The following is a 26146-nucleotide window of genomic DNA, read 5'->3' on the forward strand; positions in this document are numbered from 1 at the left end:
ATGTATGTCGCAGTCAAAGGCGGCGAACGCGCCATCGAGAACGCCCATCGCCTGCTCGCGCATAAGCGGCGCGGCGACCAAGACGTTACGGAAATTTCCCTCGATCAGATTTCGGAGCAGCTCGGCCTTGCCGTCGATCGCGTCATGAGCGAAGGCTCGCTCTATGACAGCGAGCTTGCGGCGCTTGCGATCAAGCAGGCGCGCGGCGATCTGATCGAGGCGATCTTCCTGGTTCGCGCCTTCCGCGCCACGCTGCCGCGTTTCGGCGCCAGCGAGCCGGTCGACACCGGCGCGATGCGGGTGCAGCGGCGGGTGTCGGCGACCTTCAAGGACATTCCCGGCGGCCAGATCCTGGGGCCGACCTTCGACTACACGCACCGCCTGCTCGATTCATCGCTCGCCGAAGGTTTTGTGCCGGAAGCTCCGGCGATGGTCGAAGCCTCCACCGCGCCGACCCCGCGCGTGACAGACATTCTCGGCCGCGACGGGCTGATCGAATCATCACCGGAAGCCGAGGACGGAGCCAGCGTCGGCGATCTCACCCGCGAGCCGCTGAACTTCCCCGCGGACCGTGATTTGCGCCTGCAAAACCTTGCGCGCGGCGACGAGGGCTTTCTGCTCGCGATGGGCTATTCCACCCAGCGCGGCTACGGCCGCAACCATCCCTTTGTCGGCGAGATCCGCTTCGGCGAGGTCGAGGTCGAATTTCTCGCGGAAGACGTCGGCTTCGCCGTGCCGCTCGGGGCGATCGAGCTCACCGAGTGCCAGATGGTCAACCAGTTCAAGGGCTCCGCGACCGAAGCGCCGTGCTTCACCCGCGGCTATGGCCTTGCCTTCGGCCAGAGCGAGCGCAAGACCATGTCGATGGCGCTGGTCGATCGCGCGCTGCGCGCCCGTGAGCTCGGCGAGGAGGCGCTCGCCCCGGCGCAGGACGAAGAGTTCGTGATGTCGCATTCGGACAACGTCCAGGCGACCGGCTTCGTCGAGCACCTGAAGCTGCCGCATTACGTCGATTTCCAGTCCGAGCTCGGCCTGCTGCGCAAGCTGCGCCAAGAGTTCTCGAAAGCGTTCGCCGAGGCCAATACGCCCGATTCCATGAAGGAGGCCGCGGAATGAACGCGCCCGCCTACAATTTCGCCTATCTTGATGAGCAGACCAAGCGGATGATCCGCCGCGCGATCCTGAAAGCCATCGCGATCCCCGGCTATCAGGTGCCGTTCGCCAGCCGCGAAATGCCGATGCCGTATGGCTGGGGCACCGGCGGCGTGCAGGTCACGGCCGCGATCCTCGGGCCCCAGGACGTGCTGAAGGTGATCGATCAGGGCTCTGACGACACCACCAACGCGATCTCGATCCGCAAGTTCTTCGCCAAGACCGCCGGCGTCGCCACCACGACTGCGACGGACGAGGCGACTGTGATTCAGACCCGCCACCGCATCCCCGAGACGGCGCTGCGCGCGAATCAGGTGCTGGTCTATCAGGTGCCGATTCCCGAGCCGTTGCGCTTCCTCGAGCCGCGCGAGACCGAGACGCGGCGCATGCACGCGCTGGCCGAATACGGCCTGATGCATGTGAAGCTCTACGAGGACATCGCCCGCTTCGGCCACATCGCGACGGCCTATGCTTATCCCGTCAAGGTCAATACGCGCTATGTGATGGACCCGTCGCCGACGCCGAAATTCGACAATCCCAAGATGGACAATTGCCCGGCGCTGCAATTGTTCGGCGCCGGGCGCGAGAAGCGCATCTACGCGATCCCGCCCTACACCCAGGTGGTCTCGCTCGATTTCGAGGATCACCCGTTCGAGCCCTACCGCTTCAACGCCCCCTGCGCGCTCTGTGGTGCGGAGAATTCGTATCTCGACGAGATCGTAACCGACGACAGGGGCGGCCGCATGTTCGTCTGCTCGGACACTGATTATTGCGAGGGCCGCCAGGCCGCCGGCCATCACGGCAGCCTGAGTGCCGCGCCGTACAAGGAGCAGGCGCAGGAGGCCGCGAATGGCTGATCAGAATTTGCTCGACAACGACGAACCGCTGCTGGTCGCAAAATCCCTCAGCAAGTCGTTCGGCCGCATCAATGCCTGCCGCGAGGTCTCGTTCTCGCTCTATCCCGGCGAGGTGCTGGCGATCGTCGGCGAATCCGGTTCGGGCAAGTCGACGCTGCTGCAGATGCTGTCGGGCCAGCTTGCGCCGAGCGCGGGCCACGTGTCGTACCGGATGCGCGACGGCGTCACCCGCGATCTTGCCACGCTGGGCGAAGCCGAACGGCGCCTCCTGTTCCGCACCGATTGGGGTTTTGTGCATCAGGATCCCGCGCAGGGCCTGCGCATGGCGGTCTCGGCCGGCGCCAACGTCGGCGAGCGGCTGATGGCGGTGGGCTGGAATCACTATGGCCGCATTCGCGACACCGCGTCGGACTGGCTGACCCGGGTCGAGATCGACACAGCCCGCATCGACGATGCGCCGCGCACCTATTCCGGCGGCATGCGCCAGCGTCTCCAGATCGCCCGCAACCTCGTCACCGAGCCGCGGCTCGTGTTCATGGACGAGCCCACCGGCGGGCTCGACGTGTCGGTACAGGCGCGCCTGCTCGACCTCTTGCGCAGCCTCGTCGCCGAGTTGAACCTCGCCGTCGTCATCGTCACCCACGATCTCGCGGTGGCGCGCCTCCTGTCGCACCGCGTGATGGTGATGAAAGGGGGCCGCGTCATCGAGACCGGCCTCACCGATCAGGTGCTCGACGACCCGCGCGAGCCCTACACCCAGCTCCTCGTCTCCTCGATCCTGCCGCCATGAACTTTACAATATGAGTTTTCCAATGACCGCCATGATCGACATCACTGACGCCGGCAAGACCTTTACGATGCACCTGCAGGGCGGCATCGAGCTGCCGGTGGTGCGCGGGGTGACCTTCCAGGTCAATCCAGGCGAGTGCGTCGTGCTGTCGGGGCCATCGGGCGCCGGCAAGTCGTCGATCCTGAAGATGATCTTCGGCAATTATCGCTGCGACAGCGGCCGGATCGGCATCCGCCATCGCGGCGCTGTGGTCGATCTTGCCACCGCCGAGCCGCGGCAGGTGCTCAACATCCGCCGTTCCAGCATCGGCTATGTCAGCCAGTTCTTGCGCGCCGTGCCGCGGGTTGCGACCATCGACGTCGTCGCGGAGCCGCTGATCGTCAACGGCACGAGCCGGACTGAGGCACAGGCGCGCGCCGGCGAATTGTTGCATCGTCTCAACATCCCCGAACGGCTCTGGCAGCTTCCGCCCGCGACCTTCTCCGGCGGCGAGCAGCAGCGCGTGAATATCGCGCGCGGCTTCATCTCGGACCTGCCGATCCTGCTGCTGGACGAGCCGACCGCCTCGCTCGATGCGGCCAACCGCGCCGTCGTGGTCGAGCTGGTCGCTGAAAAGAAACGACAGGGCGTCGCCATGGTCGCCATTGTCCATGACGACGAAATCCGTCATCTGATTGCCGACCGCATCATCGACGTCACCAGCTTTGCCGCCGCGGCCTGAAGGAATGGGGAAATGAAGAAGGAATCCGTGATCGCCAATGCCAGGATCGTGCTGGCTGACCGGGTGATCGAGCAGGGCTGGCTCGCGCTTGCCGACGGACGCGTTGCGGAGATCGGCGAGGGGAGGGCGCCCGCGGGTGCCGAGGATGCCGGCGGCGATCTGATCATGCCCGGCCTGATCGAGCTCCACACCGACCATCTCGAAGCGCATTACGTGCCGCGGCCAAAGGTGTTCTGGAATCCGGTCGCCGCCGTCATCTCCTATGACGGCCAGCTCGCGACCTCGGGCATCACCACCGTGTTCGATTCGCTGCGGGTCTGGCGCGAGGACGGCGCCGAGGAGGTCGATGGTCGCGCCGGTGTGCTCGCCGCCGCGATCACCACCGCGCGCGAGGCCAACCTGCTGCGCGCCGATCACTTCCTGCATCTGCGCTGCGAGATCCCGATGCCGAGCGTAGTCGAGGAGGCCAAGGAGCTGATCGACCGTCCCGACGTCAAGCTGATGTCGCTGATGGACCACACGCCGGGCCAGCGCCAGTTCCGCGACGAGGTCAAGCTGCGCGACTATTACCGCGGCAAGGGCGGCGGCAAGACCGATGCCGAGCTCGACGAGCTGTTCGCAAAGCGCTTCGAATATCAGAGGCTCTATGCCGCGGCAAACATGCGCGAGATCGTGGCGCTGGCGCATGAGTACAACATTCCGCTGGCGAGCCACGACGACACCACCGAGGAGAACGTTGCGGACGCCGTGCGCGACCGCGTCTCGGTCGCGGAATTCCCGACCACGCTGGAGGCCGCGCGCGGCCTGCACCAGGCCGGCATCGACATCCTCATGGGCGCGCCGAACGTCGTGCGCGGCGGATCTCACTCCGGCAACATCGCCGCGGTCGATCTCGCGCGCGAAGGCCTGCTCGACATCCTGTCGTCGGATTACATCCCCTCGAGCCTTTTGATGGCCGCGCTGCAATTGCCCGAGCATGTGCCCGCGATCAGCCTTCCGGCCGCGGTTCGCACGGTGACGAAAGCGCCCGCGGAGGCGGTCGGCCTCACCGACCGCGGCGAGGTCGCGACCGGCAAGCGCGCCGATTTGATCCGCGTCCATGTCGCAGGCCATGTCCCCGTGGTCCGCAGCGTCTGGCGCGAAGGACACCGCGTCGCATGAACGAGATGGTGACCGCGGCCGAGGGCGAGACGGGTGCGATCGGCCCCGGCCGGCTCGTGCTCGTGGTCGGCCCCAGCGGCGCCGGCAAGGATACCTTGCTGCGGCTGGCGCAAGCAGCCTGCGGCGACGATCCCGACATCGTCTTCCCGCGCCGCATCGTGACGCGTGCGTCTTCGGCCGATGAAGACAATATCGCGGTCAGCCCCGACGAATTCCGCCGCGCACGCGAGCATGGCGACTTCGCCGTGCATTGGGATGCGCACGGTCATTCCTATGCGCTGCCGCTCGAGATCAACGACGACATCCGCGCAGGCCGCACCATCGTCGTCAACGTCTCACGCACCGTGATCGCCGCCTTACGCCGGGCCTATGCCAACGTCATGGTGGTCGCGATCACGGCGCCGCCGGATGTATTGGCGCAGCGGCTTGCCGCGCGCGCCCGGAAAAGCGACGGCAACATCGCCGAGCGGCTGTCGCGCAGCGTCGATGACGCGTCGGCGCAGGCGGATGTCACCATCCTCAATGCCGGCAGCGCGGATTATCACAGCCGCCAGCTGGTGCGCGTGATCAGGAATGAAGGCTGGCAAGACGAGTTGTCGGCGCGATAGAGAGAGTGTGGAATGACGGTGATCGAAACGATCGAACAGCTGGAAGCCATCTACGGCGCCACCAATGACGCCTCGACCGTGAAAGTCGCCGACCACGTCACCCCGCTCTACCGCATCTTCATCGAGAAGGCGCCGTTCGCCGCGCTCGCCACCATCGGCCCGGACGGCATCGACTGCTCGCCGCGCGGCGATCTGCCCGGCTTCGTCCGCATCCACGACCCCAAGACGCTGTTGCTGCCCGACCGCCGCGGCAACAACCGGGTCGATTCGTTGCGCAATGTCGTGCGCGACCCGCGCGTGTCGCTGATGTTCCTGATCCCCGGCTCGGGCAATGTGGTGCGGGCGAACGGCCGCGCGCATCTGTCGGTCGATCCGCAGCTGCTGGCCTCGTTCAAGGTCGAAGGCAAGGCGCCGCGAAGCGTCATGGTGATGAACGTCGAGGAAATCTATTTCCAGTGCGCTCGCGCCATCGTCCGCGCCGACCTCTGGAATCCCGACAAGCGCGTCGATCCGAAGATGCTGCCGACGCCGGGGCAGATCCTTGCGGAGATGAGTGACAACAAGGTCGGCGGCGACGAATATGATCGTGCCTGGCCTGCCCGCGCGGCCGCGACGATGTGGTGATCGTCCGCCCTCCCTCGTCTCCCTCGCCCCGTTCTCTTGTCCGCCGAAGCCCGCCTTCGGGCGAAGGCGGATGCGGGGAGAGGGCGGGGTGAGGGGCTCTCTCGACACGGGAGATCGTGGTAAGACCTGTACCCCTCACCCGGATTACATCTTCGATGCAATCCAACCTCTCCACGCAAGCGGCAGGGCTGTCGCATATGACTTGTGGCGGCGGCCTGCGCGCACGCCTCGTCCTTCGAGACGGCGCTTACGCGCTTCCTCAGGGTGAGGCTAAGCAGCATTGCGCCCGTTGAGACTGCCGCCACCCATTCCGCCCTCATCCTGAGGAGCCCGCCCAAAGCGGGCGTCTCGAAGGATGGCCGCATGGAAAAGCTCTCAAATGCGATAGCCTGCCGCAAGCGGGGAGAGGTAAGAGGCATCCCCTCTAGTTAAACGCCATCCCGCCGCTCAGTGCGATGGTCTGTCCGGTCATGTAGGCATTGTCGATCAGCAGCATCACGGCCTTCGCCACTTCCTCCGCTGTGCCGAAGCGGCCGAGCGGGATGCGGCTGACGAGCGCGGGCTGGCCGCTCATCATGTCGGTCTCGATCAGCGACGGCGCCACGGCGTTGACGGTGATGCCCTCCTTCACGAGCCGCGCCGCATAGCCGCGCGTCAGGCCCTCCATGCCTGCCTTTGACGCATTGTAGTGCGGGCCGATCGAGCCGGCGCCGCGGGCGGCGCCGGAGGAGATGTTGACGATGCGGCCCCATTTCCGCGCGCGCATTGATGGCAGCACCGCTTGCGTGCACAGGAAAGCCGATTTCAGGTTGACCAGGATGGTGCGGTCGAAATCGTCCTCGGTGAGATCGTCGATGCCGCGCGTGATCGCAATGCCGGCATTGTTGACCAGGATGTCGATCGGCCCGAGCCCGGCGGTGACGCGCTCGACCATATCAGCCACGGCCTCACGCTGCGAGACGTCGGCGGCGACCACGATGGCGCGGCCGCCCTGCCTGCCGATCTCGCCCGCCAGCTGCTCAGCCTGGCCAATTCTCTCGCGGCAATTGATCGCCACCGCCGCGCCTGCGTCGGCCAGCGCGCGACAGACGGCTGCGCCAATTCCGCGCGAGCCGCCGGTGACGAGCGCCGTGCGCCCCTTCAGAGCATCCGTCATGTCGTCCTCCCGCACTTCCTTGCGCCTCTCAGGGCAACGGTACCACGCTATGGCCCGCTTGCGTGTTGACATCATCGCGAGATGATTTCGGCTGCGGCGGCTTGGGCGCAGAGAAGTGCGCGCACGCGACCGCGGCAAATATGGATAGCCATTTCATTGACCGATCGGGTCAATCCCTCGATATTCGAAGCATCGAAACTGCACCTTCGAGCCGAAAGCCGCTGCATGACGTCGAATGACCAGCGAGTGAGAAGCGACATGCGCAAGCGCATGATGCGTCGCTGCGTCTCGGCCGCGACCGGCGCCTGTTGTCGCTGCTGATCGCCGAGCCAAAATCCCGATCGCAATCTCTTGACAGGAACGCCGACCCGTTCGGCGAACGAGCAGCCATGCCCAAAGCCTATATCATCGAAATTCACGACCGCACCGCCGGCATCATCGCCAGCGATGAGCGCGGCTTCCGCTTCTTCTCTTCCGAACGCCTGTTCGACAGCCTCGAAGGCCGCCAGTTCCGCTCGGCCCGCGACGCCGAACGCGCCGCACGCGCCGTGTTGGCGGAGCGCCGGCACCTTGTCTCAATCTGAGCACCAGCAGACCGAAAGGACTTTGCAAATGATCACGCGACGACACATCATCGCCGGCGCTCTGTTGCTGGCAAGTGCGGCCGGCTCGCCCGCGCACGCCGAGGACAAGCCGGCGGAAATCCGCATCGGCACGCAGAAGGGCGGCTTCTTCCCCGCGGTGCGCCAGCGCCAGACGCTGGAGAACGCCTTCAAGCCGCTCGGCATCGCGATCAAGTGGATCGACTTCCAGTTCGGTCCGCCGCTGCTGGAGGCCATCAATGTCGGCAGTGTCGATTTCGGCTATGTCGGCGACTCCCCGCCGATCTTCGCACAGGCCGGCGGCGCCAAGATCCGCTACGTCGCCGCGGTGAAATCGGACGGCAACACCCAGGCGATCATCGTGCCGAAGGATTCACCGATTCACGCGCTGGCCGATCTCAAGGGCAAGCGCGTCGCCTTCGGCAAGGGATCGAGCGCGCACAATCTGCTGGTCGCTGCGCTCGAGAAGGCAGGCCTGTCCTGGTCCGACATCACACCGGCGCCGCTCGCCCCTGCCGATGCGACCGCCGCCTTCATCAAGGGTTCGGTCGATGCCTGGTCGATCTGGGATCCCTATCTCGCGCTCGCCGAGCTGAAGGAAAAGGCGCGCGTCATCGCTTTCGACAAGGACGTGCACAGGCCGAATGCCTTCTACATCGCGGGTTCCGACTTCGTGGACAAGTACCCATCGCTGGTCGCGAAGCTCAATGCCGCCTTCGCCTCCGAAGGCGGTTGGGCCAACAATCATCACGAGGAGGTCGCCAAGGCGCAGGCCGAGGCCACCGGCGTCGACATCGAGGCTGTCTGGCGCTTCGTCGATCGCTCCAACTTCAGCGTGGTGCCGGTCGACGGCGAGGTGATCAGGAGCCAGCAGGCGGTCGCCGATCGCTTTGCCAAGCTCGGCCTGATTCCAAAGCCGGTCAACGTCTCCGACATCGTCTGGAAGTGGAATCCGGGCTCCTGAGCGGGCATCCTTTTGAGGAGTGGCAGTATGAGTTTCTACAGAGACTTCAACGACAAGCTCGCAATCGAACGGTGGAACACGCACCAGCGCGAACCGTTCGAGACGATCAAGGTGAGGCAGCTCTCGCCGACCGTCGGCGCGGAGATCTCCGGTATTGATCTCTCCAAGGAGGTGAGCGAGACGCAATTCGCCGAGATCAGGCGCGCGCTCGACGAGAATCTTGCCGTGATCTTCCGCGACCAGAAATTGTCGCCGGAGAACCATAAGCGCTTCGCGCGCCGCTTCGGCAAGTCGCTGCACCGGCATGAGCTCGCCGCCACGCGCTTCAAGGGCGATGGTCCGTTCGATCCGGAATTCCTGTCATGGAAGACCGGCCGGGACTCGCGCTTCACTGCCGGCGACGGCTGGCATCCCGACGTGTCCTGCGATCCCAGCCCGATCGCCTATTCGCTGCTGCGGGTGACGAAGACCCCGCCGCTCGGGGGCGATACCGCCTTCGCCAACATGTATCTCGCCTACGAATTCCTGTCGGATCCGATCAAGCAATTGCTCGACGGCCTGACCGCGATCCACGATGGGTCGCTGGCCTGGACCGCCGGCTATGGTGCGAAGCCTGATCCCGGCAAGACCTATCCGCAGACCGAGCACCCGGTGGTGGCGATCCATCCGCGCACGGGACGAAAGTTCCTCTATGTGAATGCGTCCTTCACCTCGCACATCGTGCAACTGACGCGGCGGGAAAGCGACGCCATTCTGCAGCTCCTGTTCCGGCACGTCGAAAGCCAGCTTTCGCTGCAGACGCGCGTCAACTGGCAGCCGAATTCGCTGCTGGTGTGGGACAATTGGGCGAGCCAGCACCACGCGATCTGGGATTACTATCCCTGGGAACGCTGGGGTGAGCGAGTCTCGGTGGTGACCGGAGAGGCACCGCGAGCCCGGCTCGATCTCGGCGAGGCCGCCGAGTAGTTTCGCCCGGCGCTGCGCTCCACCTACCCGCGGCGCCGCGCCCTGGTGCGTGCCGCCTTCTTTGCGGCGGCGGAGCGGGCCTTGGCGCCCTTGGTGTGGCTCGCCTTGCGCGCGGCGGCTGAGCGGGACGCTGCGGTTCGACGGCTGGCGGCTCGCTTGGCCTGTTTCGACAGGGCACTGCGCGATGCGGTCGAGCGCGGTTCCTTCTTCAGGACGTTCGCGGCGGCGCGCGATACTTTCGGCCTTCGCTTCGGCGTGCGTTTGCCCTGGCCGACCTCATAGGCATATTTGGCACTGCGCCGCGTCGATTTCTTGGTGCGCCCCTTGCGCGGCGGCGGGAGATCGACACCGGCGCGACGCGCTTCGGACAGGCCGATCGCGATGGCCTGCTTGGTCGAGCGTGCGCCGTGCTTGCCCTTGCGAATCTTGTCGATCTCGTCCTTGACGAATTCGCCGGCCTGCGTGCTGGCCGACTTGCCCGCCCGCTTGTCCTGCCTGGCTTTGCGGATGACTTCCTGTCTTGGCATGGTCGAGTTCCCCTTCTTGAGTGAGAGGGATGTCTGACCGCAACGCGCAAGACGGAAGATCGATCCGCTTAGTTCCGCAGCGCCGCCAGCAACTCATCCGGCCGCTCGGCCATGATCATGTGGCCGGCGCCGGGCACCACGACGGTCTTTGCATGCGGGATCGCGGCGGCGAGTGCCTTGCCGGCCTTCGCCGGCGTCATCATGTCCCGCTCGCCGAGGATGAGCGTCGTCGGCACCTTCACGCTGGCTGCCGCGGCAAGCGCATTCGCATAGGCGTTGCAGGCCGACAAATCCCTGAACAGCACGCCCGGCTCGCATGCCCTCAGCACCGCCTGTGCGCCGCCATGCATCCACAGGCCCGGCGCCAGACTGCCGCCGAGCTCCGCGTTGAAGCCGAGGCCCCAGATGGAGACCATGTCGTTGGCATCCTGCGAATTGGCTTCGGCGGCTTTCAAGAGATCCGGACCCACCGTCATGGTCGCGGCGGTGCCGATCAGGCTCAGCGCGGAGACCTTGTCGGGATGCCGTGCGGCGGTCTCCAGCGAGATCAGCGAGCCCATGGAGTGGCCGATCAGATGAGCCTTCGCAGCTCCCGCCGCATCGAGCAGCGCCGCCGTCCAGTCGGCCATCTCAGCAATAGTCGAGAGCGAGGGTCCAGCCGAGCGACCGTGCCCGGGCAGGTCGGGCGCGAGAACGGAAAAACCGTGATGGGCAAACCAACGCGTATGCAGCGCCCAGGTCGAATGATCGAAGCCGGCGCCGTGGATGAAGACCACCGCGGGCAGGGACTTGTCGAAGTCGCGGCCGCCGGTTGCGACAAACACATCGGTGCCGTTGACGGAGAGCTTCATGGTGTCAGGCCTTTTGCGAGATGCGCAGCGCTTGATTGAGGTCGTCGATGATGTCGCCTGCGGTCTCGATGCCGACCGAGAGCCGCACCAGCTCTTCGCCGACACCGGCGGCCTTGAGCTGCTCTGCGTCCATCTGCTGATGCGTGGTCGAGGCCGGATGAATCACCAGCGTCTTGGCATCGCCGACATTGGCGAGATGGCTGATCATGCGCAAGCTTTCGATGAACTTGCGCCCGGCGGGCCGCCCGCCCTTGATACCGAAGGACACGATCGAGCCGGCGCCGCGCGGCAGCAGCTGCTTCGCCAGTTGATAGTCCGTGTGATCTTCGAGCGAGGGATGCAGCACCCAGTCCACCGCCTTGTTGGCCTTCAGAGCTTCCAGCACCAGATGCGTGTTCTGCATATGCCGGTCCATGCGCACGCCGAGCGTCTCGACGCCCTGGAGCAGCTGGAACGCGTTGGTCGGCGACAGGCAGGCACCGAAATCGCGCAGGCCCTCGGTGCGCGCGCGCATGATGAAGGCCGCCGTGCCGAACTGCTCGTCGAAGACGATGCCGTGATAGCCGCCATAGGGCTCCGTCAGCACGCCGAACTTGCCCGATGCGCGCCAGTCGAAGCGGCCGCCGTCGACGATGGCGCCGCCGATCGCGATGCCATGGCCGCCGATCCATTTGGTCGCCGAATGCATGACGATGTCGGCGCCGAGCTCGATCGGGCGGCTCAGATAGGGGGTGGCGAAGGTGTTGTCGATCAGCAGCGGAATCTTGGCCTCATGCGCGATCGCCGCAACCTTGGGAATGTCGAGCACCTCGAGCCCGGGATTGCCGATGGTCTCGCCGATCACGAGCTTCGTGTTCGGCTTGATCGCCGCGCGGAATGCGTCGTGATCGCGCGGTTTCACAAACGTCGTGGTGATGCCGAAGCGCGGCAGCGTGTGCGCCAGCAAATTGATGGTACCGCCATAGAGTGAGCTCGACGCCACGATGTGGTCGCCGGCATTGAGCAGCGTCGCGATCGCCAGGTGCAGCGCCGCCTGGCCGCTCGCCGTGCAGATCGCGCCGACGCCGCCTTCGAGCGCGGCAAGCCGCTCCTCCAGCACACCGGTGGTCGGATTGGAGATGCGCGTATAGATGTGCCCGGCGCGTTCGAGATTGAACAGCGCCGCGGCGTGGTCGGAATCCTGGAACACGTAGGACGTGGTCTGGTAGATCGGCACCGCCCGGGCGCCGGTCGTGGGATCCGGATGCTGGCCCGCATGCAGGCTCAGGGTCTCGAAAGCGGGCGGTTTCGGCGCGGGCATGCGTGGCCTCGTTGGTCGGTCGGCGATGGCGGCCGTTGTGCCATAAAACTGTGTGCCAAGTCAGCCCATTGACAGCCCACACAAGGGAGCGTCATGCCCGGGCTTGTCCCGGGCATCCACGTTCTCCGTGCCGCGAGGAAAGGCTGGATGGCCGGGACAAGCCCGGGCATGACGCTGCGGCATGTCCAGTGCGTCCAACGCGAAACGCACATGCGGTGCAATCTCCGAACGAGAGAGATGAAACTATCCCCCGATCGCCTGCTCGATCGTCCGCGCTTCCCGCAACAAGATCTCCGCGACCTCCTGCTCGCGGCGGGGGCCGAGCCTCGTGCGAACGGCTGAGACCGTCATCGCTGCAGCCGGTTGCCCGTCCGGTGTCTTGATCCAGGTCGAGATCGATTTCGTCCCCTGCACCAGGCCGATCTCTCTCAGGCCGTATCCCAGCCGCCTGGCGGCGGTGACTTCGCCGAGCACCGTGGCGACATCGGTCCGGTAGGCCTCGAACCGCTTCTCGTTCGCCGCGACGATCTTTCGCGCGTCCTGCGCCGGCATCGCGGCGAGGATGGCAACGCCGGCGCTGGAGACGCCGAGCGGCCGGCGCGCGCCGACCTCGATCGACAGCACCTGGATTGGATAGACGCCGATCCGGCGGTCGACGCACAGCGTGTCGTTGCCGGTGCGCATCGTCAGGAACAGCGTGTCGCCGATCTCGGCTGACGCGCGCTCCAGCGACGGATTTGCGGCGACCAAGAGCCGCGAGGGCCGCGGACGCGCCAGCGCCAGCTCCGGCACCTGGTTGCCGATCGCGTACCGGCCGCTCCTGCCATGCCGCTCGACGATACCTTCCTCGATCAGCACGTGAACGATCCGATGCACGGTCGGACGGGTGAGGCCGGTTGCGCGCACCACCTCGGCCAATGGCACACCGTCCTCGCGCCCTGCGGCAAGAATGCGCAGCACCGCGAGCGCGCGCCGGATCGCCTGCGCGCCCTGTCGCGGTTCCACGGCGCTGCGGGCGGATTTCGTTGCGCGTCTCTTGTCCATAATATGGACAAGAACGCCACAATTCCCTCGACAGGGCAAGCGCGCATCTGGAGATTGCGCTCCGATCGGGATGCCATGCACGCCGTCATCAGGGCCCGATATGGAATTGGAAGCGCCGCCGGGAGGTTAACATGAGATTAATCTGGATTGCCATAGCTGCCGTCACTGCGATGCTGGCAGGGCCCGCCTCCGGCCAGCAATGGCCGGCGCGCAACGTCAAGCTGATCGTGCCCTATCCCGCCGGCGGCAATGTCGACAGCGCCGCGCGCATCGTCGCCGACAAGCTCCAGGAAAAGCTCGGCCAACCCTTCGTCATCGAGAACAAGGCCGGCGCCGGCGGCATGATCGCGGGCGAGGCCTTCGCGAAGTCGGCGCCCGACGGCTACACGCTGTTCGTCGGCGCCAACGGCCCCGTGCTGTTCGCGACCGAGATCAACAAGCGCGACGCTTACAACTGGAAGAAGGATTTCCTTCCGATCTCGACGATCTCGATGACGCCGCTGGTGCTCGAGGTTCACCCGTCGGTGCAGGCGACCACGCTCAAGGAGTTTCTCGATCTCGCCAAGCGCGAGCCCGGCAAGCTGACCATGGCCTCGCCCGGTCCCGGCACCACCAACCATTTGCTCAGCGAGCTGATGCAGTCGAGCCTCGAGCTGCAATGGGTCACGGCGCATTACCGCGGCAACGCGCCGGCGATCAACGATCTCCTGGGCGGCCAGGTGCAGTTCGCGTTCGACCAGCTCACGGTCAGCCTCCAGCACATCAAGGCCGGCCTGTTCCGCGCGCTCGCCGTCACCAGCCCGCACCGATTGAAGTCGCTGCCCGATGTGCCGACCTTCGCGGAGCTCGGCTACAAGGACTTCGACGGCCAGACCTTCACCGGCCTGTTCGCGCCGGCAGGCACGCCGGCGCCTGTTATCGAGAAGCTGCACGAGACGCTGGTCGCGATTCTCAAGGATCCCGCCGTGATCGACAAGTTCGAAAAGCTCGGCGGCGAAGCCACGCCGATGACGCCGGACGAGTTCAGGGCCTATCTCGAGCGCGAGGACGCCAAGTGGATTCCGGTGGTGCGCAAGGCCAATATCAGGGCGGATTGATCGATGCGGATCGACCCCACCGAGCTCGGCGCCGAGCGCATCTACCGCCTGATGACCGGCATCGTGGTGCCGCGCCCGATCGCGTGGGTGACGAGCCTGTCAGCCACGGGCGTGCTCAATCTCGCCCCGTTCAGCGCCTTCACCTTCGTCTCGCAGAAGCCGCCGATGCTCGCCATCAGCGTCGGCCGCAAGGGCGCCGATTACAAGGACACCGCGCACAACATCCTCGATACCGAGGAATATGTGATCCACATTGCCGACACCCCGCTGATGTCCGCGGTGCACGACAGCTCCGTCGAGCATCCGCCTGAGGTCAGCGAGGTCGAGCATCTCGGGCTCGAAACGCTCGCCAGCGAGCGCATCAAGGTGCCGCGGCTCGCCGCCGCGCCGGTCGCGATGGAGTGCCGTTTCCGGCAGTGCCTCGAATTCGGCGACGCCAAAAGCCGGCTCATCGTCGGCGAGGTCGTGATGTTCCATTTGCGCGACGGCCTCGTCAACGACGGCAAGGTCGAAACCAAGGCGCTCGACCCGATCGCCCGCATCGGCGGCCCGCGCTACGCCCGGCTTGGCGAGATCGTGACGCTGAATACCGTGTTCCAGACCCCCAAATCGAAAGACTGAGCGCGCGGGCCTCATCGCCGGCCGCCGCCTCAAGATCATCGGAGGACATACAATGCGACTCCTGAGCTATCTCCTGGACGGCGAGGCGCGCTATGGCGCGGCCGTGGACGGCGGCGTGGTCGATCTGACCAGGCGCATCGGCCGCGACTATTCGGACGTGAAGGCGCTGATCGCGGCCAACGCACTCGCCGATGCGCAGGAAGCCGTCGCCGGACAGAAGCCGGATCATGCGCTGGACCAGCTCGTTCTGCTGCCGCCGGTGCTGACGCCGGAGAAGCTCTGGTGCATCGGCGTCAATTACGCCGAGCGCAACGCGGAGTATAAAGACAATTCGGACCTGCCCAAATATCCCAGCCTGTTCGTGCGCAGCATGTCTTCGATGACCGGCTCCGGTCAGCCGATCGAGAAGCCCAAGGTTTCGGACCAGCTCGACTACGAAGGCGAGCTCGTCATCGTGATCGGGCAGGGCGGCCGCCACATTCCGCGCGAACGAGCGTGGTCGCACATCTTCGGCATGACTTTGTGCAACGAGGGCACGATCCGCGACTGGCTGCGCCACGGCAAGTTCAACGTCACGCAGGGCAAGAACTTCGATCGCTCCGGCAGCATCGGCCCGTGGATCGTCACCGCGGACGAGCTCGACCCGCGTGGTCCCCACGACATCGTCACGCGCGTCAACGGCGAGGTGCGGCAGCAGGACACCACCGAGCGGCTGATGTTCCCGTTCGACTTCCTGATCTCCTATCTCTCGACCTTCGCCACCCTCAAGCCCGGCGACATGATCGTGACGGGCACGCCGACGGGCGCGGGCGCCCGCTTCGACCCGCCGCGCTGGCTGAAGATCGGCGACGTCGTCGAGGTCGAGTCCAGCCGCATCGGCGTGCTGCGCAACATTGTCGCTGCGGAGAGTTAATTCATGTTGGATGCCGCCACGATCGAACGCCTCGCCGCGCGCCTCGATGAAGCCGAGCGCACGAAATCGCTGATCCCGATGTTCACCAAGGAATATCCGGATTTCAGCATCGAGGATGCCTACGCGGTCCAGCGCGCCTGGACCAAGCTCCAGCTCGGCCGCGGCCGCATCATCAAGGGCCACAAGATCGGCCTGACCTCGAAGGCGATGCAGAACGCGGTCGGCATCAACGAGCCAGATTACGGCGTGCTGTTCGCCGACATGTTTTACGCCGATGCCAGGCCTGTTCCGTTCGACCGCTTCCACGCGCCAAGAATCGAGGTCGAGCTCGCCTTCGTGCTGAAGGCGCCGCTGCGCGGGCCAGATTGCACCATCTTCGACGTGCTCAACGCCACCGACTATGTCACGCCCGCGCTGGAGATTCTGGAGACGCGCATGCATCGCGTCGATCCCGAAACGGGCAAGACGCGCAAGGTGATGGACACGATCTCGGACAACGCGGCCAACGCCGCGCTGGTGCTCGGCGGCCGGCCGATCCGCCCGATGGATGCGGATCTGCGCTGGATCGGCGCGCTCCTGTTCCGCAACGGCGAGGTCGAGGAGACCGGCCTTGCCGCCGGCGTGCTCAATCATCCCGCCAACGGCATCGCCTGGCTCGCCAACCGCCTCGCGCCGCATGACGAGCATCTCGCCGCCGGCGAGGTCGTGCTGGCGGGATCGTTCACGCGTCCGGTCGACATCCGCCGCGGCGACACGTTCCACGCCGATTACGGCGCCTTCGGCTCGGTGTCATGCCAGTTCGTCTGAAGCAACAACAAAGAGGGAGCGCATCATGAGTGGTCAAACGCGGCGCAGGAGCATTCACATCGGCGGCTTCAAGCACGTCAACCCGATTCCGAACGCCTGCCGCATCGGCAATCTCGTGATGTCGGGCGTCATCCTCGGCCGCGATCCCGCGACCAATGCGATGCCGGAGAGTCTCGACGCCCAGTGCGCCAACATGTTCGCGCATATGAAGGCGACGGTGGAGGCCGCCGGCGGCACCACGGACGACATCATCAAGATGACGGTGTGGCTGAAGGACCGCTCGCAGCGCGGCCCGGTCAATGTCGAATGGCTGAAAATGTTTCCGGACGAGCATTCGCGCCCGGCGCGCCACGCGCTGCCGATGGACAACATGGATGGCGGCGCGCTGGTAAGTTGCGATTTCACCGCCGTGATCGACTGAGGGAGCGCTTGCATGCCGACCTACCTGCCGTTCGACCCCAACCCGCGCCGCCCGATCAAGGCGCCGCCGCCGAAGACCATCGACAGCCAGTTCCACGTACTCGGGCCGATCGCGAAATATCCGGAGCGTCCCGGCGCCGCCTATCGGATGCCGACCGCGACCTGGGAAGCGGCGCTGCGCATGCATAAGGCGCTCGGCATCGAGCGCGGCATCATCGTGCAGACCACGACCTATGGCGCCGATCATGCCGTCGTGCTCGACGGGCTCAAAGCGATGGGCCCGAACTATCGCGGCTGCGCCAATGCGCTGGTGTTCGCCGAAGCGAACGACGCCTATCTCGCCAGGCTGCACGACGCCGGCGTGCGCGGCGCGCGCTTCAGCTTCCGTCAGGAGCTCGGCGCGGTGCTGTCGGACGCCGATTTCGCCCGCGCCATCGCCCGCATCCGCGAGCTCGGCTGGTACGTCAAGATCCAGCCGGAGAAGGACGGCATCGTCTCCAGCGTCGCCAAGTACGAGAACCTCGACGTGCCCGTGCTGATCGACCACATGGCGCGGCCTGACCCCGAGGCCGGCAGGAACGATCCGAATCTGCGCAAGATGCTGGAGCTGCTCGAGAAGGGCAATTTCTGGGTCATGCTCTCGCTCGGCGAGAAGACCTCGAAGACCGGCGCGCCTTACGACGACGTGATCCCGATCGCGCGCGCCTATATCGAGGCCGCCCCCGACCGCTGCGTCTGGGCCAGCGACTGGCCGCATCCGGTCTCGGTGAGGCAGCCACCGAACGATGCCGATCTGCTCGAGCTGATGTACCGCTACGCGCCCGACCAGGCGGAGCTGGAAAAGATCCTGGTGCACAATCCGGCCAAGCTGTTCGGGTTTGCGGATTGAGGCATGAGAGAATGGGCCGAGCACCTCGCTCGGAGCGCGATTGCGCCTCACCCCATCGGCTGCTTCGCCAACCGCTCCCGCACCTCGGCGGCGATCTCGAACGAGCGCAGCCGTGCCGCGTGATCGTAGATCTGCCCCGTCGTCATCAATTCGTCCGCGCCGGTCTCGGCGATCAGCGCCTTCAGTTTTGCTTCGACCGTATCGGGCGAGCCGACTGCCGAGCACGACAGCGCTTGCGCAACGCCGGCCTTCTCCGCGGGCGACCACAGCGCGTCCATGTCGTCCACCGGCGGCGGCAACGGGCCGGGCGTGCCGCGGCGGAGGTTGATGAACGCCTGCTGCAGCGAAGAGAACATCCGCTGCGCCTCTTCATCGCTGTCGGCCGCGAACACGTTGACGCCGATCATCGCATAGGGCTTGTCGAGCTGCGCCGAGGGCTCGAAGCGCGCCCGATATTCGCGCAGCGCCGGCATCATCATCTGCGGCGCGAAATGCGAGGCGAACGCGAACGGCAGCCCCAGCATCGCCGCAAGCTGCGCGCCGAAGGTGCTCGATCCCAAGATCCACAGCGGCACCTTCGTCCCCATGCCGGGCACGGCCCGGATCGCCTGGTTCGGCTGCACGTCGCCGAGCAGCGCCTGCAGCTCCAGCACGTCATGCGGAAAGTTCTCGGAACTGGTGGCAAGATCGCGCCGCAGCGCCCGCGCGGTGAACTGGTCGGTGCCCGGCGCCCGGCCGAGCCCGAGATCGATCCGTCCGGAATACAGCGATTCCAGCGTGCCGAACTGCTCGGCGATGACCAGCGGCGAGTGGTTCGGCAGCATGATCCCGCCGGACCCGACGCGGATCGTCGTCGTGCCTCCCGCGATGTGGCCGATCACCACCGCCGTCGCCGCGCTGGCGATGCCCGTCATGTTGTGATGCTCGGCCAGCCAGAACCGCTTGAAGCCCCACCTCTCCGCATGCCGGGCGAGATCGAGCGAATTGCGGAACGCCTGCGACGCGTCGCCGCCCTGGCGGATGGGTGCGAGGTCGAGCACGGAGAAGGGGATCATGGGGGGTCCAGTGAGGAGCGCAACGCGCCGGCGCTCCATATGTAATACCTTGCGTTCCGAATGTTAGCGTTGCGGTGTCAATTGGACACGGAACTGTCGCTGGCAACCGGCGAAAGGCCAGACGGCGTTTTTTGGCCCCGCGGGCTTTCGGCGCAGGTTTGACTTGCGTCAAGGGTCGGAACCTGGCCTCATCTTCATGTCCGGAATTGGCTGCTTCGATATCCTCCAGGAGAGATGCCATGGCCGACACGACCAAGCTCTCGGTTGAGAAAGCGCTCGAGAAGATACGCCAGCGCGACGAGCCGACATCGGGGACATCACGCCTTGATGAAAAAGCCGACGCTCTCAATGACGAGATCAAGCGTATGAGAGCACAAAGGCTCCGCCTTGAACGACGACAAGGCAAGCCTGACTGAACGCTTCGCGGTGGATGCGGTCCGCGCCCCCGTTCACAACACTGTTATTGCAGGCCTTTGCGCCTCTCGCGCCAACTGGGCGTTTTTCACCTGATATTGTAGCTTGTCGGAGCTGCTGCAGTGCCGCCAGGAGGAACTGATATGACCACGGCCGTCTTCAACCGCCGCACTCTCCTCATTGCCGGCGGCACTCTGCTCGCAACCGGCGCTTCGGGCCTGCTGCTGCCGGCCCGTGCGAACGGCCTCGCGCCGACCGAGTCGATGTCGGGCGGCGCGAACAATTACCGCAAGGGCGCGGCGATCGTGGAGCGGATCGGCAAGGGCGGTTTCTGGATGAGCGGCACCGTGCGCCGCGCCGGCGACGGGGCTCCGCTGGCCGGCCAGCGCATCCAGATCTGGGCGCACACCGTCGAAGGGCGGGAGCACGAGCCGCAGAGCCACGGCGCAACGCTCACCGACAAGGACGGCAAGTTCCGGCTGGAGATGCCGCAGATCATTCCGATCTTCGGCCAGCCGCACGGCCACCTCGCCTATGACAGCGGCGAGTTCAAGACCGTCTTCCTGCGGCCGGTGATGCGGAGCGCCAAGGAGACCAGCCTCGAGGCGCACTTCGTGCTGCAGCCGGCTTGAACCCCACTTGCAGATGACGAGATGGAGATCGGCCCGGGCGCCCCTGATCTGGGTCGCCCTTGCCTTGGCGATCGGCGTGCCGGTCGCCGCTGCCGCAGCCAGCGAGCAGCTCGCATGGCGCGATCCTGTCTACATCCTCGCCGGTTTCGCCGGCATCATTGCCCTCGGACTCGTGCTCGTGCAGCCCTTGCTGATCGGCGGCTACCTGCCGGGATTGTCGGCCTATCGTAACAGGCGCGCCCATCACTGGATCGGCGGCGCGCTCGTTCTGGCGATTCTGATCCATGTCGCCGGCCTCTGGATCACCAGCCCGCCCGACATGGTCGACGCGCTGACCTTCTCCTCGCCGACGCCGTTCTCTCCCTTCGGCGTGATCGCGATGTGGGCCATCTTCGCGGTTGCGCTGCTGGCTCTCTTGCGAAGGCCATTGGGCTTGCGGCCGCGAACCTGGCGCTTCCTTCACATGCCGCTCGCGCTCGTCATCGTCGTCGGCAGTGTGATTCACTCCCTGCTGATCGAGGGAACGATGGAAACGACCTCCAAGGCGGCGCTCTGTGCGCTCGTCCTCGCGGCAAGTGTGAAAGTCATGATTGACCTGCAGGTGTGGCGAAAGCGAAGGACGTTCCGAGGGGACGGTGTCGCGCGGCAGTGAACGACGCCTTGCTTGCCGCAGATGGCGGCGGGGCGTATCTTGGCGCAATGCTCGTCACGCCCCCCGATCTGAAGGCGTTCCTGCTGGCGACGCCGTTCTTCGGCGGTCTTTCGGAGGCAAGCCTCGACCTGCTGATCTCCATGCTGATCGAGCGCCGCTTCGAGGCCAACGCGACCGTCGTGGCCGAGGGCGAGCCGGGACGCTCGATGTTCATCGTCAAGTCCGGCCGGCTCGCGGTGCGCAAACGGAACCATGCGGGCGGCGTCATCCCGATATCGCGTTTGGAGCCTGGCGATTTCTTCGGCGAGATGACGCTGATCGAAATGCAGAACCGCTCCGCTACCGTCGTCGCGGAGGCGCCGACGGTGCTGTACGAGCTGACGGCGCAAAAGCTCTACGCCTGTTACAAGGCCGACATCCACGCCTATGTGATCGTCCTGCAGAACATCAATCGCGAGCTGTGCCGGCGGCTGCGCCGGGCGGATGAGCGGTTCGTCGGGCATCAGGCCCGTAGCCCGGATGGAGCGGAGCGCAATCCCGGGCCATTGCCTTCGCGCTGAACGATCCCGGATTACGCTTGCGCTCCATCCGGGTTACGGCACTGCAGAAGAATGGCGACGGTGCTCAGGGGATAGAGCCGTCGCGAAACCATCATGTTTCGCCACCGCGATCGCCTCGACGGGTCTCGGCAGTCACGACTTGTCGTGCGCGTACTTCTCCAGAACCAGCCGATTATACTCATCCCTGACGGCTCTTCGGGAAACATGCCCCTTCCGGTCCTTGGCGATTTTCAGAAGATCAGGGTCGGTCGGTGCCTTCGATTTCCGCCGAAATCTCGCAAAGAGAGGGGTCGTCGGCTCCGACATCCTTCCAAACAGGCGGTCGAACCATGCCATTGTGTCCTCCCGGACAGGCTGCGAGCGAAAAGAGTATCACCACGGAATGAGGGGTCAACGTGCCGTGTGACCGCATTGTTCGGGAGAGGCGCAACCGAGACTATCGGCCGCAACGCTTCCGGCCCGTCGGGCAAAACACCACCCCTTCGGCGCAGACCCCGTCAACCCCTTTCCACGGAAAATATTCCACTTTACCGAAATTCGGAATTGCGGTATCCCTCGCTCATCCCGGCCCAAGGAGAGGGGCGATCGTACGTCGTCACGAACGTGGGTCGGGGTGCGGTGGACGCTGCGTCGGGCACGCGCGGCGGGACCAGGGCGAGATGAACCTCGTGAGGTCTCACGGCGTGCGGAACGGACGGCGCCAACATCCGGCGAAGCCTCTTGGCGGAGCCGGAAGCTGCGTACGGCAAAACCGTGTGGTCCTGACCGTCGTTGCTACGGTCAAGCCTTGCGGAGATGCTTCTGGGCTCAACCGGGCTTGGCGGCATCGTCAATTCGCGGGGTGACGGAGGCCAGAAGGAACTCGGCTCCGGGGAGAGCAGGCATAAGCCGTCAAACCATCGCGCAGGGAAGGCCGGGTGTTTTCCGGCCCACCTGTTCTCCGCCTGCGCATTTGCGTGTGCAAATTTTCGCGCAGCGGACCATGGGTGCCAGCCGGCACCCGGCCTTCCCTGCGCTCTCTTCACAGAAGAGGGTCAAGGAAAACAGCAAAACTCGGACGCTTGGCGTCGCGAGAGCACGGCTTCATGCGCGAACGCAGGAATGATCGGGCTTGCTCGCCTCGCCCGTCGATCATGGGTCAGCGGCGGGCGGCGATCGCCGTCAGCTCCAGCTTGACGCCCGGGCCGAGATCCGCAACGCCGATCGCGGCACGCGCCGGCAGATGCTCCGCGGTGAAATAGCGCTTCCACACCTGGTTGAATGCGGCCTTGTCGGCGAGGTCGGCCAGGAAGATCGTCACCTGCAGAACGCAGGACAGATCGGAGCCGGCCCCCTCGAGCAGGGTCTTCAACTGGCGCAGCACATCGTCGGCCTGGCCCGCCATGTCGAGCCCGGCATCTTCAGGGACGATGCCGCCGAGATAGAGCACGCCATTATGCTCGACGATCTCGTGGAGCAGTCCTTCATAGGGCAGGGAACGTGTGATCACGATCGCATCCGTGGCTGTTGCGGGCGCGCTGGCCAGGCGCAAGGCTTATTTCAACAAGGCTTGGTTCACACGGCTCGCGTCGGTGAGGAAAGCTGGTGGTGCTGCCAGACAGGATTGAACTGTCGACCTCTCCATTACCAATGGAGTGCTCTACCACTGAGCTACGGCAGCATGTGCTGGGACAAGAATCGGCCGCCCGAGGGGCCTACCAAGCGGGCCGATATCTGCCACAAGCCCCCCTCCTGCGCAAGCTTGCTGGCCCCGCCAAAACGAGAAAATCGGGCCGATATCGGGGCCAAAATGCCCGGTTTCACCCGAACTGACCGCCTTCACGCCGATTCGGGGTCTGATATCCCTGCCCAACTGGTCAGTTGGCCTGGGACCCGGATTCGATCCATGTCGCGTTTCGCAAGGGTCCTATCGCCTCGCCTCTTGAGCTGCCACACTTCGATGGCATCCTATCGCCAGTTGCTATGATGGAGACGCGATGGCTGACGAGACCGACGAGAGCGCGAGCCAGGCGAGGGCGTCCCGGGACGACCGGCTGAAATCGGCGCTGCGCGAAAACCTGAAGCGGCGGAAGGTGCAGGCGCGCGAACGCGCCGCAAGCACCGACCCCTCGCAGAACGACGATGGTTCCCTAAATGAGGGGGCCGCCGGCAAGACCTCTCGTTGAACGCCGGCGGCTGGAAATCTTGGAGTGCATGCAGTGGCCATGGGGCAGGACGACACGCAACGAACCGACCGCGATGCGCAGCTGTTGCGGTTCACCCGCCCCGAGCAGACCTTTCCGGCGCTGACCCCGGGCGAGATCGAACGGATCAGGCACTTCGGCGAAATCCGCACCTATGCGGACGGCGAGCTGCTGTTCGAGACCGGCAAGCCCGGGCCCGGCATGTTCGTGGTGCTGGCGGGCCACGTCGCCATCACCCAGCGCGACGGTCTCGGTCACGTCACTCCGGTGATCGATCAGGGGCCGGGGCAATTTCTGGCCGAGCTCGGCCAGCTCTCGGGCCGGCCGGCGCTGGTCGACGGCCGCGCCGAAGGCGATGTCGAGGTGCTTCTCGTCCCGCCGGACCGGCTGCGCGCGCTGCTGGTGGCCGAAGCCGAGCTTGGCGAGCGCATCATGCGCGCGCTGATCCTGCGCCGGGTCAATCTGATCCAGGACGGCATCGGCGGCCCCGTGCTGATCGGGCCGTCGAACTCCGCCGGCGTGGTGCGCCTGCAGGGCTTTCTCACCCGCAATGGCCAGCCGCATCATCTGCTCGATCCCGAGAGCGAGCATGACGCCGCCGAACTGATCGCGCGCTATTCGCCGAGGCCGGAGGATTGGCCGCTCGTCGTCACGGCGGACGGCACGGTGCTGCGCAATCCCAGCGAGACCGAGCTCGGCCGCGCCATCGGCATGATCGGCGGGGCCAAGGACAACCGCATCTACGATGTCGCCATCGTCGGCTGCGGGCCGGCGGGGCTCGCCACCGCGGTCTATGCGGCGTCCGAAGGTCTCTCGGTCGCTGTCGTCGACACCCGCGCCTTCGGCGGCCAGGCCGGCGCCAGCGCGCGCATCGAGAACTATCTGGGCTTCCCGACCGGCATCTCCGGCCAGGCGCTGGCGGGCCGCGCCTTCACCCAGGCGCAGAAGTTCGGCGCCGACATCATGATTCCGATGTCGGTGAGCTCGCTGGATTGCTCGCGCGCCAACGGCACCTTCGCGCTGGCGCTGGATTGCGGCGACACCTTGCGCTCGCGTTCGGTGGTGGTCGCCAGCGGCGCGCGCTATCGCCGTCCCGATATCGCCAACCTCGACAAGTTCGAGGGACGCGGCGTCTGGTATTGGGCCTCGCCAGTGGAGGCGCGGCTGTGCGCGGGCGAGGAGGTGGCCCTGGTCGGCGCCGGCAATTCGGCAGGCCAAGCGGCCGTGTTCCTGTCGGGTCACGCGAAAAAAGTGCTGATGATCATCCGCGGCGGCGGCTTGGGTGCCAGCATGTCGCGCTATCTCATCGAGCGCATCGAAGCGACGCCCAACATCGAATTGATGTTCAACACCGAGATCACCGCACTCGAGGGCGATGAGGCGTCGCTGCTGCGGCGCATCCGCTGGAAGAGCCGGCTGTCGGATGACGAGGATTCCGCCGACATCCGCAATCTCTTCCTGTTCGTCGGCGCCGATCCCGCCACGTCCTGGCTCGACGGCTGCGGCGTGACGCTCGATCGCGGCGGCTTCGTCGTCACCGGCGCGCAGTCCGAGCAGAACCAGGGCAAGCTGGTGGCGCCACTGGAGACCTCCGTGCCCGGCGTCTATGCCGTCGGCGACGTCCGCTCCGGCTCGGTCAAGCGCGTCGGAGGCGCCATCGGCGAGGGCGCGCAGGTCGTCGCCTCCCTGCACGGCTATCTCGGCGACGCCGCAAAACCGGCGCTCTAAAGCACGATCCGGACCCGAAGGCCGCGTTAGCGAAAAGTGTGGAGCGGTTTTCCGATGAGATCGTGCTCAAACGATAAGTCAAGCAGAAGACAAGGGAATGGCAAGCCGAATCCGGCTTGTCATCTTGCTGCGCAATGCGTGACTATCCCCTCATCCTGAGGAGCGCGCTTGCGCGCGTCTCGAAGGACGAAGGCCCCGGTGTAACAGCCGGGCCTCTATGGTGAGGCGCGTGCTTCGCACGCTCCTCACCATGAGGGTGGACATAAAACAATGATTCAACGGGAGGACTAAATGGCTGAAGTCGTCGTGCTCTACAAGACACCCAAGGATGCTGCCGCCTTCGACAAGTACTATGCCGAGACGCACATCCCGCTCGCCAAGAAGCTTCCCGGCCTGAAGAACTACGCCGTCAGCAAGGGGCCGGTCGCATCTCCCGCAGGCCCTTCCGGAATCCATCTCGTCGCCATCCTCACCTTCGACAGCGTGGCCGACGTTCAGGCCGCCTTCGCCAGCCCGGAAGGCAAGGCGACCGGCGCCGACGTGCCGAAATTCGCCAGCGGCGGCGCCGACATCCTGATCTTCGACACCAAGAACGTGTGAGGGATCGATTCAACTTTCGTTGAATCCTGCAAGCTCGTAGCCCGGATGGAGCGAAGCGCAATCCGGGGCCGCGATTGCTTGTGGCACGATTCCCGGATTTCGCTTTGCTCCATCCGGGCTACAAAACCAAACTGCCGTCGTTTGTGACAGCGCTGCAAAGAGTTCAGTCATGCGTTCTTCGATTTCGCACGACAACGCATGGCTGCGCTCATGCATGTGACGACAACGCAGGTGGTAATCCAATGAGGGCCG

At 65.5% G+C, this 26146-nt stretch carries 31 protein-coding genes and 1 tRNA gene; 23 read left to right on the top strand and 9 right to left on the bottom strand.

Going from position 1 to position 26146, the window contains the following annotated elements; translation table 11 throughout:
* Genes N2604_RS04660 through N2604_RS04690 form a run of 7 tightly spaced genes read left to right on the top strand, consistent with a single transcriptional unit; the run spans position 1 to position 5913 of the window.
* The gene (locus N2604_RS04660; RefSeq protein ID WP_260374020.1) at positions 1 to 1116 is read left to right on the top strand and encodes a carbon-phosphorus lyase complex subunit PhnI; all 1116 of its coding nucleotides are present in this window, start codon (positions 1 to 3) and stop codon (positions 1114 to 1116) included.
* Positions 1113 to 2009: an alpha-D-ribose 1-methylphosphonate 5-phosphate C-P-lyase PhnJ gene (locus tag N2604_RS04665; protein ID WP_260374021.1), complete on the top strand. Its 897-nt coding sequence runs from the start codon at positions 1113 to 1115 to the stop codon at positions 2007 to 2009. The genes N2604_RS04660 and N2604_RS04665 overlap by 4 nt, the downstream gene beginning before the upstream one ends.
* Positions 2002 to 2799, top strand: a complete 798-nt coding sequence (gene phnK, locus N2604_RS04670) for a phosphonate C-P lyase system protein PhnK (protein WP_260374022.1) — start codon at positions 2002 to 2004, stop codon at positions 2797 to 2799. Before N2604_RS04665 ends, phnK begins: the two co-directional genes overlap by 8 nt.
* A 22-nt stretch (positions 2800 to 2821) precedes the next feature.
* Positions 2822 to 3520: a phosphonate C-P lyase system protein PhnL gene (phnL, locus tag N2604_RS04675; protein ID WP_260374023.1), complete on the top strand. Its 699-nt coding sequence runs from the start codon at positions 2822 to 2824 to the stop codon at positions 3518 to 3520.
* 12 nt (positions 3521 to 3532) lie between these two features.
* Complete coding sequence (locus N2604_RS04680) at positions 3533 to 4681, top strand: alpha-D-ribose 1-methylphosphonate 5-triphosphate diphosphatase (protein WP_260374024.1); 1149 nt, start codon at positions 3533 to 3535, stop codon at positions 4679 to 4681.
* Positions 4678 to 5289 carry a phosphonate metabolism protein/1,5-bisphosphokinase (PRPP-forming) PhnN gene (phnN, locus tag N2604_RS04685; protein ID WP_260374025.1) on the top strand — a complete coding sequence of 204 codons (612 nt, stop codon included), beginning with the start codon at positions 4678 to 4680 and terminating at the stop codon, positions 5287 to 5289. The genes N2604_RS04680 and phnN overlap by 4 nt, the downstream gene beginning before the upstream one ends.
* Before the next feature lie 12 nt (positions 5290 to 5301).
* The gene (locus N2604_RS04690; RefSeq protein WP_260374026.1) at positions 5302 to 5913 is read left to right on the top strand and encodes a pyridoxamine 5'-phosphate oxidase family protein; all 612 of its coding nucleotides are present in this window, start codon (positions 5302 to 5304) and stop codon (positions 5911 to 5913) included.
* 424 nt (positions 5914 to 6337) lie between these two features.
* On the opposite strand, the gene N2604_RS04695 is transcribed toward N2604_RS04690, so the two are convergent.
* Positions 6338 to 7069, bottom strand: a complete 732-nt coding sequence (locus N2604_RS04695; RefSeq protein ID WP_260374027.1) for an SDR family NAD(P)-dependent oxidoreductase — start codon at positions 7067 to 7069, stop codon at positions 6338 to 6340.
* A 389-nt stretch (positions 7070 to 7458) separates the two neighbouring features.
* Between N2604_RS04695 and N2604_RS04700 the strand changes: the two genes are divergently transcribed.
* Genes N2604_RS04700 through N2604_RS04710 form a run of 3 tightly spaced genes read left to right on the top strand, consistent with a single transcriptional unit; the run spans position 7459 to position 9601 of the window.
* The gene (locus N2604_RS04700) at positions 7459 to 7653 is read left to right on the top strand and encodes a hypothetical protein (protein WP_197960146.1); all 195 of its coding nucleotides are present in this window, start codon (positions 7459 to 7461) and stop codon (positions 7651 to 7653) included.
* A gap of 28 nt (positions 7654 to 7681) precedes the next feature.
* Complete coding sequence (locus N2604_RS04705) at positions 7682 to 8635, top strand: aliphatic sulfonate ABC transporter substrate-binding protein (RefSeq protein ID WP_260374028.1); 954 nt, start codon at positions 7682 to 7684, stop codon at positions 8633 to 8635.
* A gap of 27 nt (positions 8636 to 8662) precedes the next feature.
* Complete coding sequence (locus tag N2604_RS04710; RefSeq protein WP_260374029.1) at positions 8663 to 9601, top strand: TauD/TfdA family dioxygenase; 939 nt, start codon at positions 8663 to 8665, stop codon at positions 9599 to 9601.
* Between the two features lie 23 nt (positions 9602 to 9624).
* On the opposite strand, the gene N2604_RS04715 is transcribed toward N2604_RS04710, so the two are convergent.
* The 4 genes from N2604_RS04715 to N2604_RS04730 all read right to left on the bottom strand — a co-directional run bounded on the left by N2604_RS04715 (position 9625) and on the right by N2604_RS04730 (position 13323).
* Entirely contained in the window at positions 9625 to 10128 is a 504-nt protein-coding gene (locus N2604_RS04715) for a DUF6496 domain-containing protein (RefSeq protein WP_260374030.1), read from the bottom strand.
* A gap of 68 nt (positions 10129 to 10196) precedes the next feature.
* Complete coding sequence (locus N2604_RS04720; protein WP_260374031.1) at positions 10197 to 10979, bottom strand: alpha/beta fold hydrolase; 783 nt, start codon at positions 10977 to 10979, stop codon at positions 10197 to 10199.
* Between the two features lie 4 nt (positions 10980 to 10983).
* The gene (locus N2604_RS04725) at positions 10984 to 12279 is read right to left on the bottom strand and encodes an O-acetylhomoserine aminocarboxypropyltransferase (RefSeq protein ID WP_260374032.1); all 1296 of its coding nucleotides are present in this window, start codon (positions 12277 to 12279) and stop codon (positions 10984 to 10986) included.
* 243 nt (positions 12280 to 12522) lie between these two features.
* Positions 12523 to 13323: an IclR family transcriptional regulator gene (locus N2604_RS04730; RefSeq protein ID WP_260374033.1), complete on the bottom strand. Its 801-nt coding sequence runs from the start codon at positions 13321 to 13323 to the stop codon at positions 12523 to 12525.
* Between the two features lie 131 nt (positions 13324 to 13454).
* Between N2604_RS04730 and N2604_RS04735 the strand changes: the two genes are divergently transcribed.
* Genes N2604_RS04735 through N2604_RS04760 form a run of 6 tightly spaced genes read left to right on the top strand, consistent with a single transcriptional unit; the run spans position 13455 to position 18070 of the window.
* A complete protein-coding gene (locus tag N2604_RS04735; RefSeq protein ID WP_260374034.1) occupies positions 13455 to 14420 on the top strand; it encodes a tripartite tricarboxylate transporter substrate binding protein in 966 nt (321 codons plus the stop codon).
* Positions 14421 to 14423: 3 nt separating this feature from the next.
* Positions 14424 to 15041 carry a flavin reductase family protein gene (locus N2604_RS04740; protein WP_260374035.1) on the top strand — a complete coding sequence of 206 codons (618 nt, stop codon included), beginning with the start codon at positions 14424 to 14426 and terminating at the stop codon, positions 15039 to 15041.
* A gap of 52 nt (positions 15042 to 15093) precedes the next feature.
* Positions 15094 to 15954, top strand: coding sequence for a fumarylacetoacetate hydrolase family protein (locus tag N2604_RS04745; protein WP_260374036.1), 861 nt, complete (start codon positions 15094 to 15096; stop codon positions 15952 to 15954).
* Positions 15955 to 15957: 3 nt separating this feature from the next.
* On the top strand, positions 15958 to 16761 hold the full coding sequence (gene hpaH / locus N2604_RS04750; protein ID WP_260374037.1) for a 2-oxo-hept-4-ene-1,7-dioate hydratase: 804 nt from the start codon (positions 15958 to 15960) through the stop codon (positions 16759 to 16761).
* A gap of 25 nt (positions 16762 to 16786) precedes the next feature.
* Complete coding sequence (locus tag N2604_RS04755) at positions 16787 to 17182, top strand: RidA family protein (RefSeq protein ID WP_260374038.1); 396 nt, start codon at positions 16787 to 16789, stop codon at positions 17180 to 17182.
* 12 nt (positions 17183 to 17194) lie between these two features.
* A complete protein-coding gene (locus tag N2604_RS04760) occupies positions 17195 to 18070 on the top strand; it encodes an amidohydrolase (protein WP_260374039.1) in 876 nt (291 codons plus the stop codon).
* A 47-nt stretch (positions 18071 to 18117) separates the two neighbouring features.
* Here the strand turns inward: N2604_RS04760 and N2604_RS04765 are convergent, their stop codons facing one another.
* On the bottom strand, positions 18118 to 19125 hold the full coding sequence (locus tag N2604_RS04765) for an LLM class flavin-dependent oxidoreductase (protein ID WP_260374040.1): 1008 nt from the start codon (positions 19123 to 19125) through the stop codon (positions 18118 to 18120).
* Between the two features lie 239 nt (positions 19126 to 19364).
* Between N2604_RS04765 and N2604_RS04770 the strand changes: the two genes are divergently transcribed.
* From N2604_RS04770 to N2604_RS04785, 4 genes are all read left to right on the top strand, one after another.
* The gene (locus N2604_RS04770; RefSeq protein WP_260374041.1) at positions 19365 to 19541 is read left to right on the top strand and encodes a hypothetical protein; all 177 of its coding nucleotides are present in this window, start codon (positions 19365 to 19367) and stop codon (positions 19539 to 19541) included.
* 141 nt (positions 19542 to 19682) lie between these two features.
* Entirely contained in the window at positions 19683 to 20171 is a 489-nt protein-coding gene (locus N2604_RS04775; RefSeq protein ID WP_260374042.1) for a Twin-arginine translocation pathway signal, read from the top strand.
* 13 nt (positions 20172 to 20184) lie between these two features.
* Positions 20185 to 20823: a ferric reductase-like transmembrane domain-containing protein gene (locus tag N2604_RS04780; RefSeq protein ID WP_260374043.1), complete on the top strand. Its 639-nt coding sequence runs from the start codon at positions 20185 to 20187 to the stop codon at positions 20821 to 20823.
* 47 nt (positions 20824 to 20870) lie between these two features.
* Entirely contained in the window at positions 20871 to 21383 is a 513-nt protein-coding gene (locus tag N2604_RS04785) for a Crp/Fnr family transcriptional regulator (RefSeq protein WP_260376176.1), read from the top strand.
* Positions 21384 to 21515: 132 nt separating this feature from the next.
* On the opposite strand, the gene N2604_RS04790 is transcribed toward N2604_RS04785, so the two are convergent.
* The 3 genes from N2604_RS04790 to N2604_RS04800 all read right to left on the bottom strand — a co-directional run bounded on the left by N2604_RS04790 (position 21516) and on the right by N2604_RS04800 (position 23043).
* Positions 21516 to 21719: a hypothetical protein gene (locus N2604_RS04790; RefSeq protein WP_025032384.1), complete on the bottom strand. Its 204-nt coding sequence runs from the start codon at positions 21717 to 21719 to the stop codon at positions 21516 to 21518.
* Positions 21720 to 22521: 802 nt separating this feature from the next.
* Positions 22522 to 22872, bottom strand: a complete 351-nt coding sequence (locus tag N2604_RS04795; RefSeq protein ID WP_260374044.1) for a RidA family protein — start codon at positions 22870 to 22872, stop codon at positions 22522 to 22524.
* 96 nt (positions 22873 to 22968) lie between these two features.
* Positions 22969 to 23043 (bottom strand) — tRNA-Thr (locus N2604_RS04800).
* A gap of 316 nt (positions 23044 to 23359) precedes the next feature.
* On the opposite strand from N2604_RS04800, the gene N2604_RS04805 reads away from it, so the two are divergent.
* From N2604_RS04805 to N2604_RS04815, 3 genes are all read left to right on the top strand, one after another.
* Positions 23360 to 23548: a hypothetical protein gene (locus N2604_RS04805; RefSeq protein WP_260374045.1), complete on the top strand. Its 189-nt coding sequence runs from the start codon at positions 23360 to 23362 to the stop codon at positions 23546 to 23548.
* Positions 23549 to 23587: 39 nt separating this feature from the next.
* Positions 23588 to 25294, top strand: coding sequence for an FAD-dependent oxidoreductase (locus N2604_RS04810; protein WP_260376177.1), 1707 nt, complete (start codon positions 23588 to 23590; stop codon positions 25292 to 25294).
* A gap of 291 nt (positions 25295 to 25585) precedes the next feature.
* Entirely contained in the window at positions 25586 to 25894 is a 309-nt protein-coding gene (locus tag N2604_RS04815; RefSeq protein WP_036014366.1) for an EthD family reductase, read from the top strand.
* Positions 25895 to 26146: the final 252 nt, after the last annotated feature.

This window comes from Bradyrhizobium sp. CB1015, from assembly GCF_025200925.1.
Taxonomy (GTDB): Bacteria; Pseudomonadota; Alphaproteobacteria; order Rhizobiales; family Xanthobacteraceae; genus Bradyrhizobium.